This window comes from Fibrobacter sp. UWH6 (genome assembly GCF_900142465.1).
Classification (GTDB): domain Bacteria; phylum Fibrobacterota; class Fibrobacteria; order Fibrobacterales; family Fibrobacteraceae; genus Fibrobacter.
Map to the genome: position 1 here is coordinate 256,555 of NZ_FRAX01000003.1, position 18,697 is coordinate 275,251.

Consider the following 18,697-nt stretch of genomic DNA (forward strand, 5'->3'; position numbering starts at 1 on the left):
AAAGACCACATTCTTTTGTGTTATTTGAAACGGGTAGGAGTTTTTTTTATGAGTAAAAGTTTCAAGAAACTAGTTGGAATTTTATTGTTTTTAGGCATGGCGGCATCCAGTGTAATTGCAGCCGACCTTCCAAACCTTGACAGGACCGACAAGGTCCATGACCGTCGCTACCAGGACTCAGTCAACGTTTACGGCCGACGTTCTATTCGTCTGAACCAAAGTGGTTTTAGACCGCAGGATTACAAATACGCCTATGTGGCCGACCCAAAGGCCACCAAGTTCTCTGTCGTTGACGCCAAGACGGGGGCAGAATCCTTTAGCGGATCATTAAGCCTAATCCGTTCTAACGCCATCAAGCCAAACATTTGGATTAACGGAGCTTTTAATTCTCTTGAAAGCGTTTATGAATTCGGCGATACGACGGAAACAACCAATACAGAAAGTCTCTATAGGGCAGACTTCACCAAGTTATCCCCTACCACACCTGGCGAATACTTTGTCGTGGTGGGAAATGATACTTCAGCGACCTTCCATATCCATCCGTCTATATACAACGCCATTCTTGAAAACTCTCTGAAGTTCTTCGGCATTCAACGTTGCGGAAATACGAAATCCCATTTCCATGGAGCATGCCATCTGCAGGACGGTTCCAGAGTAGGCCATGACTTGACAGGTGGCTGGCACGATTGCGGTGACCATTTCAAGGTTGCAGAAACCGTAGGCTATGCCTCATACGTTTTATCCATGGTCTACCTCACCTACCAGGACAAGGCCGAAGACCGTTACGGGAACTCCTATGCCGACACGGTGTTTACCGATGGCATTCCCGACGTTCTGTACGAGGCCAAAGTCGGAACCGATTACATCATGAAGCTCTATAACGCTTCTGTGGAAGATGGTCTCATTGAAAAAGGCGATATGTATCATACCGTGGGCATGAGTGACTTTGACCATGCCTTCTGGGATTTGCCCGAACGTCAGGACAAACAGTCTCAGGCAAAAGGTGGTCCTGATCGACTGGTTCTCAAGGACATCGGAACGAACGTTGCCGGCGTTTATGCAGCGGCCCTGGCCAACGTTGCCGCAGGCTATAAAGTCTACGACCCCGATTATTCGGATTCCCTCCTAGAAGCAGCCAAGACAATCTATTCCAAGATTGTCAAGCCCACATTCATAAAATACGGAAGCGAAAAGGAAGGGGAATTTTCAGAAAAAGCCTGCGCTAGAAAAGGAAAGGCCACTTTCTACAAGACCGATCCTACCGATCCAATCCAGTTTAATGGTAAGGGTTACTACTCCGGCATGGGTCTCTGCGAAGACGATGCGGCAGCGGCCGCCACCTCTCTTTGGTACGCAACCGGAGACACGACCTATAAATATGACTTGTTCAACAACAAGGAACTGAATGTCAATAGCCATGCCGTATATGACCTAGCCTTCTTTGAAGCTGGTTATCTGGGAACAGGTCCGGGTTTCAACAATTCCTGGGCAACAGACTATCAGAATCTTTTTGCCTATGTCCTGTTCTCGATCCAGAAATTGATTCTTAACGATCCGCAAGTTACAGCCAAGTACAACATTTCTGAAACGGAACGAGATGCACTCACAAAGCGAGTCATGGCCGCTTTCCGCAAGCAGATCCAAACAAACACTAGCGGAGATTCCACCGCAGTTACCTATCCGGGATCCGCAGGAGAACCCAGAGAAAGCGAGACTAAGGTTCAAGTAACACCGCCCTACAACCTGGTATGGCCAGGCTTTGACTGGGGTGTTGTCCGTTACAATATGGGTTCGGCCGTCGCTGTGTTCCTTCTTTACGAACTGATGCAGGATGAACGCTACCTGAGAGTTTCTCTTGACAACATGTATTATGCATTAGGTGCAAACCCCTGGGATATTTCTCTGCTACTGGGCGCTGGCGACAAGAACCCGCAGCACCCCCATAACCGAGCCGCCAACCCCGATGGATATAATGCAGGCGCAATGCCCTACAAGTACAAGTGCCCCATCGGCGCCCTCATGGGAGGACGTGAACCCACAAAGACATTGATTGAAGACTGGAGCAAATTCACCTCTACAGAAACTTGCATTGACTTCTCTGCACAGCTTCTCTTCCCGGCTCAGAGTTTGGCACAAACCTTGCCCATCGATGCAGAAGGTCCGCTGTTCAGCAACATTGCAGGCACTCCGATTTCTGACACAGAAGCCATTATTAGCTGGGACGCAAACGAAGTCGCCCTGGTAACCGTATTCTACAACACCTCCCCCGATCTTTCTACCGCCAAGTCCGTGCAGCAATCAAAGGCAACCAAGGGCGGCGCCATTACCTTGGAAGGTCTGACCTTGGGTGAAACCTACTACTTCTTCCTGGAAGGTATGGACACCAAGCGCAATATGACCACCGATGACAATCATGGACAGTGGTACCAGTTTACCATGACCAAGGCCGCCACAACGATCAGCGGCGTAACCATCTGCCAGGTCGACAATAGGAGCGCAAAGATTTACTGGTGGTCTTCTGACCGCATGAATGGCGTTGTCAATTACGGCACCTCCATGAGCGCCCTGAACGAAGCTCAAAATGCAGAAGGCGGAGCTGTTCTGTTCCACGAAGCAAAACTTACCGATTTACAGCCGGGCACGACATACTACTTTACCGTTTCTTCAGGCATCACCACCGATAACAACGGCGGCACAGGTTACAGTTTCACAACGGATTCCTACGCCACCTACGCCGACCTGGAAATATATATCAAGCCCAGTTCCTACCAGGCAGAATGCACCAACTGGCAAGACTGCCATGAATTCTTCATTTCTATATCCAACAACGATTCCATCAGCTTCCATGATTTTGAAGTCAGACTCTATCTGGGTAAATCGTCAAACTTCCAGGTAATCACCTGGACTCCCCTTACCCAGAACTGGAATGGCAATGGAACCATGAAATCGATCAAGGAGATTTCTTTCGGAAACCCCACTCCTACAAATGGCGAGTACTACCTGCCCATTACCATCAAGGATACCTTGAGCGTTTCGGGCCAGATGATTTTCCAGGTCAAGTTTATGGATGGCGGAGCCACCTTCAAGGACTTTGATGGCGGCTGGTCCCTCATTCCCCATACAGCAAGCAGCGACCCGGCCTATTTCGCAGGCGTAGACCTTACACAGGCTCCCTACTTCACCGCCCAGGAAACTGAAGCGGTGGAAACCGATGCCAACGGCAACAAGGTTATTTCCTACGTGGAAGACCCCTACATCGTTGTTTACTATCACGGCAAGCATATCTACGGCTATGGCCCCGACTACACTCCGGAAAATGGTCCCCAGGTCAACCGCACCGTAGCCCTGAATTTCACCTCGCCCTTTATCAGCCCCCATTATTCTGTTGAAACAGTTGACTCCGCAATCTCCTATGTGGGATCCAGCACCGTAAGCCCCACAGGCTTCCTGGATGACCTGGAAATGAATGGAGTCTCCCAGGACTTCGTATACGACGCCTCTCCGCGTACCGACTCCTTCATCTTCAAGAAGGATTCCATTCTAGGTTACGGTAACAACTACGTAGAATGGGTCAGCTGGCACAACCATGGCGCCAATAAGAGTTCCCAGAATCAGTATGACTGCGCCTGCGCCATCTATAGGACCAACGTAGAAGTCGACACCATTACAACCCCGCCGGAACAGCGCTATCTTGTTTTTGACAAGAAGCAGTATGTTACCTACAAGGGCGAAAATGGAGCCCACAAGGCCGAAGTTCACGTATCCCTGCTAGACAGTACAATGGCCCTTATGGATACGGTTAGCATTACGCTGGAACTGACTACAGACAACAATACGGTTCAGTTCTATGCCACCTATGATGCCACAATCTCTATTACCAGCATCACCCTGATTAATGGAGAAGCCACATTCTATGTCGCCTCCAGCATTGCAGACACGACCATAATGTATGCCCGCAGCAGTGGCGGCTCCAAGATTGAGTACCAGCCAGCCTCTGCGGAACTATTCATTCAGGATCTGCCGCCCTGGCCCATTATCGAAGTGGCCAAGATGGTAGACACCGATTGCGACAACAAGCCAGACGCATTGAACATCACCCTGTCAAAGGCTTACGACGACAGTGCCTCCTTCATCGAGGTCAGATACCTTTATAAGTCCGATACCCTTACAACAACCAATATCGTCAGCCAATCCGGAAAGGACATTGTCCTCGCTCTCAATATCAGCGACACCACAACGAACACGAATCCCTCCGGATACATAGCCCTCCTCTCTAACTATAAGGGAGAAATCAAGAACGAGGAAGCTCAATACCTAGACGGTATCGCACCCACTTTGCTGTCAATCTCCGTTCTGGAACGTATGGACACCGCGAAAACAGATAAGGTGTACATGAAGTTCAGCGAACCGATTTCGGCCCCCGGCGAAATCTGGCCCATCCAGCTTTTCGCAACGGATAAGTCGACTAAGGCAGAGGCCCCCACCGTCTTGTTCTCTCAGCTTTACAACGACTCCTTGAACGTTTGGGAATTCGAAATTGCCTTCAACGCTGATGGCAGTTCCGCCGTAACAGAAGGCATGTTCGGCCAGCTGTTGACCACCAGTTCCATTACCGACAAGAGCGGCAACAAGGTATCTGAAGTCTGCGGGCAGCCCATCCTCCCCATAACTCTGAAGTTACTGCCAATCCCGCTGCAGTATGCAGTGATTTCCGACGCAGACGAAGACGGCTCTGCAGAACATATCGACCTGCAATACTCCCGAGCCATGGACAGAAAACACATTCCTGACCAGATATCCATTATCTTCGGCAAGGCAAAGCCGGAAACTCTGTGGGTTGCAGGCACCTCCCTGACCTTCACTCCGGACAGTCTCTACGCAAGCCTGAATCTCCCTATTCCCTTCAGCTACGGTAACACAAGCGGTCCTTATGATGGAGGAACCATCGGGATGAACAATGCAGGTAAGGTTGCACAGCACCTCGGTTCAGACGCATCCTACGAATCAAACGAAATTCTCGCAAAGGATTCTGTCGGTCCCGTGTTCGTGTCCGCACACCTCACAAGGACAGACAAGTTTGACCTGCTGGACATCGAAATTAGTGAACCGGTAAATATCCACGACATAAATCAAATTTTCTACCGCCAGAAAAATGGCGACGCGGATTCGGCAATCTATCAAAACACGATTCAGTCTTGCGCGCTACTCGGCGGAAATTCTCATATACAGGGAATCTACCTGCAGAATGACAAGATTACCATTAACGACGGAAGTCTGCTCCGTATGCAGCCCAAGGAATTCAGCGCCCTGGTGGACCAGAACGGAAACACCCCCTCGCTGAACAACCCCTGGATTCCTATTTCTGGTTCTGGTAATCCGACCATCAAGTTTGACATTCACCTCCGCGAACAGGTGACAAGACCCCTTGCTACCGACTTGAGCCTTCCCGGAAAGTCCGGTATAAGATTCTATGCACTTGACGTAAATACAAAAAAATTAGACCTTATAGAGAACGGTCAAATCGTTCAAACAGGAATCAGTCCCGATCTTCTCCGTGGAGCCATCTGGGAAATCGAGATGGAAGTCCCCCGTGGAGCCTCCACTTCGGAATCTGCAGCATGGGACGCACTCACATTCAAACTTAACATGCCTATCTACTCCAACCTGGGCAGCTATGTTAACCGTTCCCTGGTTCGGTACGTCTTGACTTCCGACAAGCATCTGTCAACTGCCGGCAAGATAAAACTCTACCTGGAATGGCCCAATATGGCAGTAACAGGCCTTCAGTCTGAAAATGGACGCTCTGTGGGAACAGGTGCCTACATATTCAAGGCTCAGATAGACTACATTTTCACACCGAACCTGTCTAAGGATAGTAAGACAATCAGCAGATTCAATTACAAGGATTCCTACGACAAAACCGAAAAGTTTGGTGTAAAACGAGCAAAATAAAATGTCCGAGATTATCTACTCAGATTCCCCATACTTGTTAATTCTATCGGCAATAGCACTTGTGCTATCCTGCTATTTTCCGACAATGCTCGGAAACAAGATGACGGTTCAGCTGATACCGAAGCCGCTCCGTCGTCTGATCTTGATTAACATCGTCTGGAACCTGTGTAGTATCATCGGCATTCTCTTTTTTAGCGGAATCATGGAACCCGGTTCATCGGCTCATATCGGGCGCCAGATTGTATTCGGGATCCAGGCTCTCGCCTGGATTAGAGTCGGTAATGAATGCTACCATATTGGAGAACAGGTATCGTTCAAGAAGCACGAAAAATTCCGCACCCTATCCAACACCATCGGAACTATTATCATCCTAGCATTAACTCTATTGCTAGCGATTGCTCCCGAAGCTTTGACCAGTTTGACTTTTTGGGAAATCCAGCCGTTTAAGGAACGTCCAATTTTCATTGCATTCGTTCTTATATACATGGTCTTCCTGTTGCCCAGCTACATAGCCGTCATTTATCAACTGGGACGAAACGGACTCAGCTCCATCAACGTCGTGGCGGCCAAGACCAGTTCTTACATGGGTGTGTCCTTCGCTATCATTGCGGCTCTGGCCTTCTGTTTCGACATCATCATTCCCTTGCTGAAGGGAGTCTATACCGGCCCCGAAAAATTCATACCGGGCACAACGCAGCTCATGATCTGGAACCAGTTCATGGCGGTATTCCTCACTCTTCTTTGCGGTCAATACTACACCTCGGTATCTTATAAAAATAAAAGTTCCTACTGGTTAGTTAACAAGCTGATCAGCAAGATGGAAGAAGGCATCATCTATTTCGATGACAACGGACAAATCGAGCATGCCAACCAGGGCGCCGCTAAGTTGTTAGGAATTTCCACGACCAACATGAAAGGTCGTTCCATCAAGAGTATCTTCCCGCCCAGTCTGGAATTCTTCAAGGAAACGGTCTACAACGACATTCGCATTACCATCAACGGCGAGACGCACTCTTTCAAGATTCATTTCTTCAAGAACAGTCAGACCTTGACCACCGTGCTGAACATCGCCTTTTTTGTAGACCAGTCAAAGACCTTGCTCCTACAGCAAAATTTGAAGACGTTGAACGACCAGTATGTGGAATACACTCACGACCTCGTCCGTTACCAGGACCGTCTAAATAGAGAAGCCAGCATCAAGGCCGAAAAGGAAAACGTCCTGAACACCTTGATTAACGCGCTCCCCTTTAGAGTGTGGTACAAGAACGAACTGGGTGTCTACCAGAAACAGAATCAGCTGGATCTAGAAAAGAACGGTGCCCGCGAAGGCGCCAGCGATGACGCTCAGGACATTACCAGTTTTGAACGGGATGCAAGAGAACTGGGCGAAGTCCGCGTACACCCCTCCATCGAAGATAAGGACGGCAAGGAGATTACCCAGGACGAAGCCAACGCGCTGGCCAAGAATGGGGAATCCTACGGATTCTTCGACAACATGTACATTCCTATTATCCAGGGCAAGGCCCCCTACAAGACCCTGTGTATCAAGGTGGACATGACGGAACAGCGCAGACTGGAACAGGAACGTAACATGCTCCGCGAACAGAAGTTCATCCATTCCCGCCTCGAAGAATTGGGTACTATGTGCGGTGCATTCGCCCATGACTACAACAACATTCTCGGTTCCCAGATTGGGTTCTGCCAACTTGCCCAGGAAATGCTTCCCGAAGGACACCAAGCCAGCATGTTCATCGCCGAAGCCCTGAAGGCCGCCCAGCGAGGCAAGACATCCCTAGAAGAACTGTTGAACGCCATCCGCGGAAACGCCAGCGCTGCAACGCCGGCCATGGTGTTCTCTCCCTACATGATTATCGAAGATGTGGTTAAGAAGGTTTCGCTGACTCTTCCGCCCAACATTACGCTGAACAGCCGAGAACTGGACCACAGCCTAAAAATCAAGGGCATCGTCGCCTCTTTGGACCGCATCATAAGCAACATGGCCAACAACGCTATTTTCGCCATGAAGAAGACCGGAGGCACCCTGACATTCACCCTCCACCAGGCAATTCTGGAAAAGGAACTGATTACCCCCTATGCGCCCCCCGTACCGGCAGGACAATACGCCCAGATGGACATTTCGGATACCGGCAGCGGCATGGATTCGGGAACCCTGGAACGCATATTCGCCCCCTTCTTTACCACCAAGGCACCGGGCGAAGGCCTGGGATTGGGCCTTTCTTCGGCCCTAAGACTGCTAAAAGAGGGAAATGCGTACTTCACTGTGCATACAACCTTAGGTAAGGGCACAACTTTTAATCTATATTGGCCTTTGTATATAGAAAGTGAAACTGAAACGAAGAAGGAGGACTAATATGTCCACTATTTTGGTTATCGATGACGACGAACAGTTCAACCTGATGTTGAAATCCGCTCTTGAAATCAAGGGCTATTCCGTCGAAACAGCCTCTAACGGTAAGGACGCCAAGGCCCTTTACCAGAACAAGACTTATGACGTGATCATCACCGACATCATCATGCCGGATGTTGACGGTTACGAAGTCATCCTGGACCTCCGTCGCCTGAACATGAGCGACCGTACCATCGCCGTTAGCGGTGGTGGCAGAACTGCAGCCGACGACTATCTGATTACCGCACAGCACTTCGATGTTGCCGCTACCTTCAACAAGCCGGTGGACCTGCAGGCTCTCCGCGCCAAGGTAGAAGAAATCATCAAGGCTCACGCCTAATCGGTTGTTTAGGTTCAGTAGTCCATGAACATCCTGATCGCTGACTTTGATCAGAAATTTATCAGCGACATCCAGCGTTCCTGGTCTGTAGCAGGCACCAACCTGCGTACTTGCAGTACCGAGAGCGAACTCATGCCTATTGCAAAAGAAGGTTCGATAGACCTTGCGTTTATCGAGGTTCCTTTCTTGATGCAAGACAATATGGATATGGTGAGCTACCTCAAGGAACGCCACCCGGGAATTGAAATTTTTGTACTGTGCGATGACCGCAACTGGCAGGGAGCAGCCAGCGCCATCACCCGCGGAGCCAACAGTTTCTTAAAGAAACCCGTAACGCTTTCGCTACTGGAAAGCACCGCACAGAAAATCCAGGCTCAGCTTCAGAACAAGTCCAACAACCAGCTCATGGAGTCTCAGGTGCTGGACAGCCTTTTGGGAAACACTCCCGAAATGCGAAAGATTCTGAAGACGGTCTACAAGATCGCCCCTACCAACAGCACAGTCCTCATCACCGGCGAATCCGGTTCCGGCAAGGAATTCCTGGCCAACGTGGTACACCGCTACAGCAAGCGAGCCAACGAGCCCTTCGTAGCCGTAAACTGCGGAGCCATTCCCGAGAACCTTGTGGAAAGTGAATTGTTCGGTAGCAAGAAGGGAGCCTACACCGGCTCTACCACCGACAAGAAGGGCTTGTTCGAATCCGCCAACGGAGGCACGCTCTTCCTTGATGAAGTGGGCGAACTTTCTCCTGCGACCCAAGTCAAGTTGCTGCGATTCTTGCAGAGTCATGAAATTCGCAGGGTAGGCGAAACCGAAGCCCGCTACCTGGACGTTCGCATTATCGCCGCCACCAACAGGAACCTGCAAGACCGCATGGTCAGCGGAAATTTCCGCGAAGACCTGTACTACCGACTGAACACGTTCCATCTGCAATTGCCGCCCCTTCGCGAACGAAAGGCTGCGCTTCCCAACCTGATTAAATACTTTATTCTAAAGAACAAGGAAAGTCAGGGCAAGGATATCGTAGATGTGGAACCGGCGGCCTTGTATGCCCTGACCAAATACCCCTACCCCGGCAACATCCGTGAACTGGAAAATATTCTGGAACACGCCATCGTGCTATCCGAGGGGGGCATCATCCGTTTCGAAGACCTCCCCGAAAACGTCCAGAACGTTTCCCGAGAAGCTACCGTCGCTATTCCCCATATCAAGCGGGAAGCAGACAGCGAGACTGAAGAATCTGCTGAGCAGAATGCCGCCACGGAATCTATCGATTACGGAACGGTGGTTTTCAACGCCCCGATCAGCCCCATTGCCATCGCCCACGAAAGCAGCCCCGCAACGCCGACTGTCGCCGCCCCCGCAGCAGCACCCGTCGAAGAAAACGACGACCTGATTACCCTCGAGGAAATGGAACGTCGATATATCCTTCGTGCCCTCAGCGTCTGCAAGAACAACAAGACCCTGGTCTGCAGCAAACTAGGCATCAGCCGCGCCACCCTATGGCGCAAGCTTAAAGACCTCAAGATTGAAATGAACGGGGAAGATTAGACTTCAACGAGAGTTGCCACCAGGCAGCTATCCTTGGTGTTACCGCTTCCATTAAAATCAATGTCCTGGGAACGTTTCCAGGCGGTCTGTGCGTTTCCATGTACAGAAGCCACCGCATCCCGGACATCGCGGGCAAAGGCGTTCAAATTGAATTCGCTGTAGTTGGAACTGACCATGAAAAAGCCACCCTTGTTCAGGATGGTCGCACAGTCTGCAACCAGCGGCATCAAGTGTTCCCTGACGTTAAAGTTCGCACCCTTGAATCGGGCAAAGCTGGGCGGATCCAGAACGATGCCGTCGAACTTGAGGCCTTTCTTCTGAGCCCAGTGAACGTACTCGATTGCGTTACCACGGAAGAATTCTCCCGGGCGCAAATCCAGTCCATTCAGCTTAAAGTTCTCGCGGCCCTTGTCCAGAATCTTTCCGCTAATGTCGGCATTGGTAGCGATTTCAGCACCGCCGAGGCGTGCATGAACAGAGAAAGAACAGGTATAGCTGAACAGGTTCAAAAAACGCCTGCCAGCACAGCGTTTACCTATTTCCAAGCGCACAGAACGCATATCCAGGAAGAGTCCCGGATTCACCGTATCCAGCAGGTCGATGTTGAATTGGGCAGGTCCTTCGTGAACAATTCCCACGGAATCAGCAGGAGAACCAACTAGGACCTCCATAGGGGCGTTTTCAAGGGACTTTCCAGCCCGAGAAAGGCGTTCCTTAACCACAAGGCATACGGGATTAAAAACGTCTGCTATGGCCGTGGCAACGGTCTTTTTCTGACTCAACAGTTCAGGTCCAAAAAACTGAATCTGAAAACGGTCGCCAAACTTATCCAGAGTCAAGCCGGGAAAGCCATCTGCTGCCCCATTGACAACACGATAGGCATCCGTCACATCAAAGAGAGGCGAACGTTTTTCGTGGGCTTGCAGCAGAAGATTCTTGAAGTCGGCCATAGAACAAATAAAAAGGAGCCCACAGGGTCTCCTTACTTATCCATAGTTTTGATCTGATTGACGAATTCGTCAACTTCCTTGAATTCGCGATAGATGGACGCAAATCGCACATAGGCGACCGCATCCAGTTTCTTCAGTTCCTGCATGACCAGGTTACCGATCTGATCGTAAGTCACTTCGAAATTTTCGGTAACGGTCAAGGCGTTTTCAACGTTGATCGCCAGCTGTTCCATATCAGAAACGGAGACAGGACGTTTCTTGCAGGAGTTGATGACTCCGCGAAGAAGTTTTTCGCGCTGGAACGGTTCATGTTCCCCGTTGCGTTTGATAACAGTCAAGGGCTGAAGTTCCACGTACTCACGAGTGGAGAAGCGGCGACCGCATTCCACGCACTCGCGACGGCGCCTGATGTAGGAACCGATAGCGCGGCTATCAACGACCTTGTCGTTATCTTTTTTGCAAAACGGGCAAATCATATTGGTATTGAGGTATGAGGTCGGGCCTATGGCCCTAGAGGAGTGAGGTTCCGAAGATAAAACAGAGATTTCACACTTGCTTTACCCCAAAGCCTTGCGCAGCAAGGCGAGCTCACACCTCGAAGGCGCAAAGCGCCGCCCTCACAGCTAGTTATTCTTCTTGAATTCCTCTACGTTAGCCTTGTATTCAGCCAGGTATTCCTTGGCTGCGGCAACAACGGCTTCCGGAGTGTAACCGAATTCCTTTTCCAGGACGCCAGCCGGAGCGGAAGCACCGAAGCGTTCCAGACCGGAAACCTTACCAAAGCCACCTACAACCTGAGCGAACAGCAGCGGGAGACCGCTGGACTTGGCAAACACCGGAGTCCACGGAGTGATGACGGAGTCGCGGTATTCCTTGCTCTGGCTCATGAAGAGGGCCGGGCTAATCATAGAAACAACGCGAACCTTGAGGCCTTCGGCACGGAGCACTTCAGCAGCGTCGTGAGTCAGGAGCACATCGGAACCGTTAGAGACGAAGGTGAGGTCCGGACGGGCGGAGCCGCAGTTATCACTAACAACGTAAGCACCCTTGCGGCACTTGGCAGCTTCAACCTTGCGATCGCCGGGGAGAGTCTTCACGTTCTGGCGGGTCAGGATGATGGTAGTGGGGCTATCGTTGTTTTCGAAAGCCATTTCCCAGGCAGCCACAGTTTCAAAAGCGTCAGCCGGACGGAGGACCAGCATTTCAGACTTACCGTTAGCCTTCTTGAGGCCTTCCAGAAGACGAATCTGAGTTTCGTGTTCGATGGGCTGATGAGTGGGACCGTCTTCGCCAACGCGGAAGCTGTCGTGGGTGTACATAAACTTAACAGGCAGACCCATGAGAGCAGCCATACGGAGCACCGGCTTCATGAAGTCGCTGAACACGAAGAAGGTGGCGCAAATCGGGTAGAGACCGCCGTGGAGAGCGATACCGCAGCAGATAGCACCCATGGTCAATTCTGCAACGCCAACCTGGACGAAGCCGCCCTTGAAGTCGTTAGCGCGGAAGATACCGGTCTTGTTCAGGAAGGCCTGAGTGTTATCGGAGTTAGAAAGGTCAGCAGAAGAGCAGATGCAGTTCTTCACATTTTCAGCCAGGTGGCCGAGGATGGTACCGGAGGTAACGCGAGTTGCAACGCCTTCCTTCAGTTCCAGACCGGAGAGGTCGATCTTCGGAGCCTTGCCGGAGAGCCATTCCTTGAGGGTTGCAGCCTTTTCGGGATTTGCAGCGTCCCAGGCAGCCTTGGCCTTCTTCCAGGCTTCAACTTCCTTGCGGAGTTCGGCCTTGCGGGCTTCGAATGCTTCTGCAACTTCGGGGAAAATTTTGAACGGATCAGCCGGATCGCCACCCAGATTCTTGACGGTAGCGTCGGTAGAAGCACCAGCGGCATTCAGCGGCTGGCCGTGAGTGGAAACAGCACCTTCGAAGGACTTACCGTCTTCAGCAATGGCACCCTTGGCCATGGTGGTGTGACCAATCACGATAGTGGGCTTTTCAGTTTCTGCCCATGCTTCCTTGAAAGCCTTACGGAGAGATGCAATGTCGGAACCATCAGCCACGTCGATAACGCGGAAGCCCCATGCTTCGTACTGCTTCTTGAAGTCGTGGCTCATCACGTCTTCGCAACGGCAGGACAGCTGGACCTGGTTTGCATCGTAGAAGAAAATCAAGTTAGAGAGTTTGAGGTGACCAGCAACGCGGCCCACGCCGTAGGCGATTTCTTCTTCAAGACCGCCGTCGGAAACCAGGCAGACCACCTTGTGGTTCAGGATGTCGCCGAAACGTTCCACCATGAAGCGTTCTGCAATGGCGTTACCCAGGGCAACTGCATGACCGATGCCCAGAGGACCACTGGAGTTTTCGATGCCAAGAGCCACTTCAACTTCCGGATGACCGGGAGTACGGCTGTTCAGCTGGCGGAAGTTCTTCAGGTCTTCCATATTGAGCTTACCCTGGAGGGCAAGTTCGGAATAGAGAAGTGCAGACATATGGCCCGGATCCATGAAGAAACGGTCACGAGCTTCCCAATTGGGGTTTTCAGGATCGAAGCGGAGGAATTCTGCGAAAAGCAGGCTGATAGCATCAGCTGCACCCATGGCTCCACCCGGATGACCGGACTTAGCCTTCTGCACCATGGCAGCGGAAAGAATTCGAACGTTGTCAGCCGCTTTAGTAACGATCGCGTCTTGCACTTTTTTACCTCTCTCTATATAATAGGCGATGAGCCGCCCTTAAAATTTGAGCCAAATTTAGTTTTTTACATAAAATTCTCAAGGCCACATATCCCACTACGTGAACGAAAACGGGAATTTCAGCCCCAAGCAGTACACAGACGTTCACTAAACGAAACAAAAAACCTCATTTCTATAAAAATTTGAGTGTTTCTCTGCCATCTTATTTTTTTTATGTTCATTATCATGAAAACGTCTCGTTGTCCTATCTGGGTCTTTGTATGGTCACTCATCCTGGCGACCAGTGTCTGGAGCATACCCGCCCCCGAAAAGAACTACGAGGTAAGACAACCCGACGGAACCACCCTAACCGTAACCAAGAAGGGGGACGAAAGATTCCATTACGTCGAATCCGTTGACGGCTACCCCATGACCCGCGACAGCAAGGGCGTACTCCGTTACGTAGGCGATGACGGCAAACCCTCTTCCAGAAAGCCGCACAAAAAATCAGACGCCCTCAGCAAACTCCGCGAACAAATCAGCAACCCTATCAATCCGGACGCCCCGGCAAAAATGGATAGCGCCAATACGGAGCAATCCACCCCGTCGCCCCTCCGTATGCCCGCCGTAAATCCCAACCTGAAATCCGGAGAAAAAAACGTCCTAGTCGTCCTCGTCCAATTCCAGGATGTGAAATTCTCATCCGAGAATCCCCAGGCCGTTTTCGATAGTCTACTCAACCAGGAAGGATACAAGCTAGGCGGAAATCAGGGCAGCGCCAGAGATTACTATGTAGACAATTCCCTTGGCATATTCAAGCCCCACTTTGACGTGGTCGGTCCATTCACTGTCAGCAACACAGTAGCCAATTACGGAGAACTATCCCGCAACGGAACCATGGGGGCGCAAAACGCCTTGAAGGAAGCGCTGGACTCTCTTAAAAAACAGAATTTTGATTTTAGCAAGTACGACAACGACAACAACCGTTACCTAGACTTCGTCCACATGATCTTTGCCGGCTTCGGCGCCCACGATTCCAAACAGGATTCATCCATTTGGCCCCATAAATGGATATTCAGAAGTCCCTACAGGGTTTCGACATCCCTGAGAAAGACCTACTACGTAGAACCCTATGCCTGCAGCGCCGAACTGGATGGAGCAACGAACCTGCAAGATTCCACGACAAAAATAACATCGGGTGTCGGGCAGTTCCTTCATGAATTCAGCCATCTGTTAGGTCTTATGGACCTGTATTCAAACAACGATACCATTTTCACTCCTTCCACCTGGGACCTTATGGACGCCGGAGCCTACGACCGTCTAACGACTAAAGAAGCGGCAGGAACGGTTCCGCCAAATTTATCTGCATTTGAGAGACTTTCACTGGGCTGGATTTCTACTACGGAATTGAATATAAAAGGATCCGTCAAACTGAGTGGCCTCCAGAACAACGTCGCCCTGCAAGTGACCAGCCCCAAAAATCCCGACGAATTTTTCTTGATGGAATACCGCAGTTCCTCGGGATGGGACAAAGCCTTGCCTACCCACGGCATGCTCATATGGCATATCGACTATAACAAGAATGCCTGGGATTCCGCCGCCGTAAATACGGGCGTTCACCTGCACGTAGACATCGAAGAAGCCAGCGGAAACGGAAGCTATCAGAACCGAACAAGAACGCCATTCCCCGGAAGTGCGCGAGTCAGAAGTTTTAACAAATTCATCACCTGGGGCAACACAGACCTGGGGGTATCCATTAGCAATATTTCCGAATCTCGCAACTATTCCTACATCACGTTCAATGTGGATATGGACGCCGACTCAGGAAGCATCGACCTGATGGAAGGTACTGCAGAGGACCTGATGGAAGTACCCTCGGACAGCGTTCCCGTGGATGAAGAAATCATCGATCTCCAGGTATCTTCCAGCAGCAAAGCGGAAGTGGAACCGGAGCCTGAATCCAGTTCCGCCCCCTGGATTGAAATCGCCGAAGAGGACGTTGCCGGAAACAGGCTTTCGCAGACAAATTTTGAAAGCACGCAAGTCAAGACCTTGCAGGTTTTCTCTATGAACGGTCAGCTTTTATTCCAGGAAGAATTCACCGGCAGCATGCCCACAGAAAAGCTTCGCCATTATAGGCAACCATTGATGCTATCGGTAAGCCGCAACGGCAAAAAAATCGGGCACAGTTTATTTATATTTAGGGAATGAATTCTCTAAAGAAACTTTTGAAAAATCTGGCTCATGGTGGAACCATTGTCGGTCTTATCGTAGCCATCATAATTCCCTTTCTCATTTACCTCGGACCTAATGTAGGCCACAAGTCCACCATACAGATGCTGGATCTTAAATTGCCTATGCCCCTATTCCTCGTGCAGCTCGCCGCAGGGATCGCCCTGCTTGTCATGCTTCACAAGGATTTACGCGATTGGCTCAAGTCCATCCTTCCGGCGAAACCTTACTGCATCGCCATCCTGGTCTTTACAGCAGCCATTACCATTTTTGCCGGCACCCAGATTGAGGCCCGCCATCGAGTCCAAAGCGATGAAAGCATTTTCCTTTCTGTTGCACAGAACATGTTCTACAACCAGGAATCAGGAACTTGCAACCAGGGGTACTTCGAAAACGGTTCCCTGAACTGCATCGCCAAATCCAACAGCTTCAAGACCAAGGGTCTGGCATTCCTCTACCTCATCGGCATGCCGTTCCTCGGCACTGATCTTCATTGGATATTCAACATGGAATTGGCCATGCTTCCTCTGGCCATCCTGCTCATGTTCCTGGCCGTGGTCGCCTGGACAAGGCAACCGCTCCTAGCCTTCTTCGCCTCCCTGTTAATGGCGCTACAACCCACCGTACTTTTCCAGTTCCGCGCCATGTCCGTGGAACCCCTCTACATTTTCCTTTCGGCCCTGGCACTCCTGGTTTTCAAATGGACCTATGACCGTAACACAATCAAGCATTGGGCCATACTGGCACTGGTTCTGGCCTTCTTCGCCCAGACCCGTCAAGAAACAGTATTCTGCTTTGCGCCCTTCATCCTGTTTGCATTACCCAAACTGTTGGATTCCAAAAGCGCCAAGTGCCCCACCTTCTTCGTTATCCTTTCCGTATTCTCTACCCCCGTTTTGCTGACCATCAGCTACTTCCAGGGTTTCGGTTTCCAGGGGGGCGAATTCAGCGCCCACGGCCACTTCCTTGAAGACCTGGTCAAGAACTGGCAAGAGATGACCTTACCCCTCAAGGAAAACGGCGAACTGACCAACCCCTTCCTGACTTACTTCAACTATCTGTTTGCCGTTGGCGGAATCTACCTGCTATGCAGAGCCGTCTGGGATTCCGTTAAGGGATCCGGAGAAAGCCGCTACTTCTATCTGAAAATGCTGGCGTTCCTGCTCCTCTATCATATCCAGACCTACATGATTCTTGAAAACGTCTCCGGGGATTTCGGCATCCAGATCAACCAGCGCTACAGCCTAGTCATGATTCCCAGTATGGCTTTCGTGGCAGCACTGCCCATAGCCCACTTGATCCAGGCATTGGCCAACAGCCTAAGTGACAAGAAGCCTTCGCCGGTCACTCTGATCGCCATTATGATACTGGTCGCCCTCGGCTTTACCGGGTGGACGTTCCACTACAAGGCAGACTTCAACAACAACATCATGTATAACCGCAATCACCTGACCGTAGAAGAACATTCCATCCTAGAATGGCTGGGAGAACTTCCCAAGAAACCGAGGATGTTTATCTATGGCAGACCTTGGCACTTTGTCGGTTACGGAATTTCTTCCATTCATTATGACAGGGCCAGAAATCTGTCCTCCGAAGATATGCAGAACTTGATAGATCGCTACCAGGGAGAAGTCTATTATATCCGTGGACTGGATTGTTGGGATAGCAAGACCTACCACAAGAAAGCAGTGGAACACCGCATCCCCACCACTTGCGACGTATTCGAGCGCGAAATGGAAATGGACGGAATCAAGAACATCCTTATTACGAACAACTACTGGGTTCAAATCGCCAAGTTTAACGGTCGCAAGAACTACAATACTCAAAAGATTATTGACGTCCAGGAACCCAAGCTAACCGAAGCACAGCCCGCAGAAAAAAACTTGAACGAGGTTGATGAAAACACAGACGTAAATAAAGTCGTCACCGACACCTTGAGCATTTCCTACTCCCTAAAGGAATCTAGCGAAGCCATCGCAAACTGGGAACTGATCATTACTCTGAACAACAAGATTATGATCCGCAAGCCTTACCAATTTGGTGAGTTCCAGCAGGTCACCTCGACGGAGGCCTTGCAGCCCGGTTTCAACCAGTTCCGCTTTATAGTTAATGACACAAGTAAGCAGAAAAAACTGGCAGACAAGGTGATTAACTATATGAACAAGGAAGGTGGCGCCATTCCGCTAACCGAATTGAATTATGAAAGTCATCAGCAAGGCTGGGGCAATCTTCACTTCAACACAAGCATCGAAGGGAAGAAGATGACCGTTGACGGGCAAAATTACGACAGCGGACTGGGAACCCATTCCCCCTCCCAGACGACTTACGATGTCGGCGGCAAGTACTCCCTATTCCGCACCACAGTGGGTCTGGATGACGAATCCCTCTGCAGTGACGGCGTTTTTGTAGAAATTGAAGGTGACGGAAAGGTGTTGAATTCTACACCGGTCTTCACAAATGGTACCGCACACACCTTAACAGTTCGTATTGAAGGTGTCCAAAAGCTAACTTTGAAGTCGACCCCCAAGGGCAGCAAGGACTGCACTCACGTAGACTTCGTAAATGCAGTTCTTATTCCCTAGTTTAAATCGGT

At 50.5% G+C, this 18,697-nt stretch carries 9 protein-coding genes; 6 read left to right on the forward strand and 3 right to left on the reverse strand.

Annotation, left to right across the window (positions count from 1 at the left end):
• The first annotated feature begins 48 nt into the window (after positions 1–48).
• The 4 genes from BUB73_RS04455 (at position 49) to BUB73_RS04470 (ending at position 10,250) form a co-directional block, all read left to right on the forward strand.
• A complete protein-coding gene (locus BUB73_RS04455; protein WP_073283886.1) occupies positions 49–5,952 on the forward strand; it encodes a glycoside hydrolase family 9 protein in 5,904 nt (1,967 codons plus the stop codon).
• 85 nt (positions 5,953–6,037) lie between these two features.
• A complete protein-coding gene (locus tag BUB73_RS04460) occupies positions 6,038–8,323 on the forward strand; it encodes a PAS domain-containing sensor histidine kinase (protein ID WP_073235557.1) in 2,286 nt (761 codons plus the stop codon).
• 1 nt (position 8,324) lies between these two features.
• Positions 8,325–8,699, forward strand: a complete 375-nt coding sequence (locus BUB73_RS04465; RefSeq protein ID WP_073157234.1) for a response regulator transcription factor — start codon at positions 8,325–8,327, stop codon at positions 8,697–8,699.
• Between the two features lie 24 nt (positions 8,700–8,723).
• Positions 8,724–10,250 carry a sigma-54 dependent transcriptional regulator gene (locus tag BUB73_RS04470; protein ID WP_073157238.1) on the forward strand — a complete coding sequence of 509 codons (1,527 nt, stop codon included), beginning with the start codon at positions 8,724–8,726 and terminating at the stop codon, positions 10,248–10,250.
• Here the strand turns inward: BUB73_RS04470 and BUB73_RS04475 are convergent.
• The 3 genes from BUB73_RS04475 to BUB73_RS04485 all read right to left on the reverse strand — a co-directional run bounded on the left by BUB73_RS04475 (position 10,247) and on the right by BUB73_RS04485 (position 13,893).
• On the reverse strand, positions 10,247–11,200 hold the full coding sequence (locus tag BUB73_RS04475; protein WP_073283889.1) for a class I SAM-dependent rRNA methyltransferase: 954 nt from the start codon (positions 11,198–11,200) through the stop codon (positions 10,247–10,249). The genes BUB73_RS04470 and BUB73_RS04475 overlap by 4 nt on opposite strands.
• 32 nt (positions 11,201–11,232) lie before the next feature.
• Positions 11,233–11,676, reverse strand: a complete 444-nt coding sequence (gene nrdR, locus BUB73_RS04480; RefSeq protein ID WP_073157245.1) for a transcriptional regulator NrdR — start codon at positions 11,674–11,676, stop codon at positions 11,233–11,235.
• A 147-nt stretch (positions 11,677–11,823) separates the two neighbouring features.
• Complete coding sequence (locus BUB73_RS04485) at positions 11,824–13,893, reverse strand: transketolase family protein (RefSeq protein ID WP_073157248.1); 2,070 nt, start codon at positions 13,891–13,893, stop codon at positions 11,824–11,826.
• Positions 13,894–14,118: 225 nt separating this feature from the next.
• Between BUB73_RS04485 and BUB73_RS04490 the strand changes: the two genes are divergently transcribed.
• Both BUB73_RS04490 and BUB73_RS04495 read left to right on the forward strand, forming a co-directional pair.
• Positions 14,119–16,083 (forward strand): M6 family metalloprotease domain-containing protein, encoded by a 1,965-nt coding sequence (locus tag BUB73_RS04490; RefSeq protein WP_158535426.1) that lies wholly within the window; start codon positions 14,119–14,121, stop codon positions 16,081–16,083.
• A complete protein-coding gene (locus BUB73_RS04495) occupies positions 16,080–18,686 on the forward strand; it encodes an NPCBM/NEW2 domain-containing protein (RefSeq protein ID WP_073283896.1) in 2,607 nt (868 codons plus the stop codon). The genes BUB73_RS04490 and BUB73_RS04495 overlap by 4 nt, the downstream gene beginning before the upstream one ends.
• Positions 18,687–18,697: the final 11 nt, after the last annotated feature.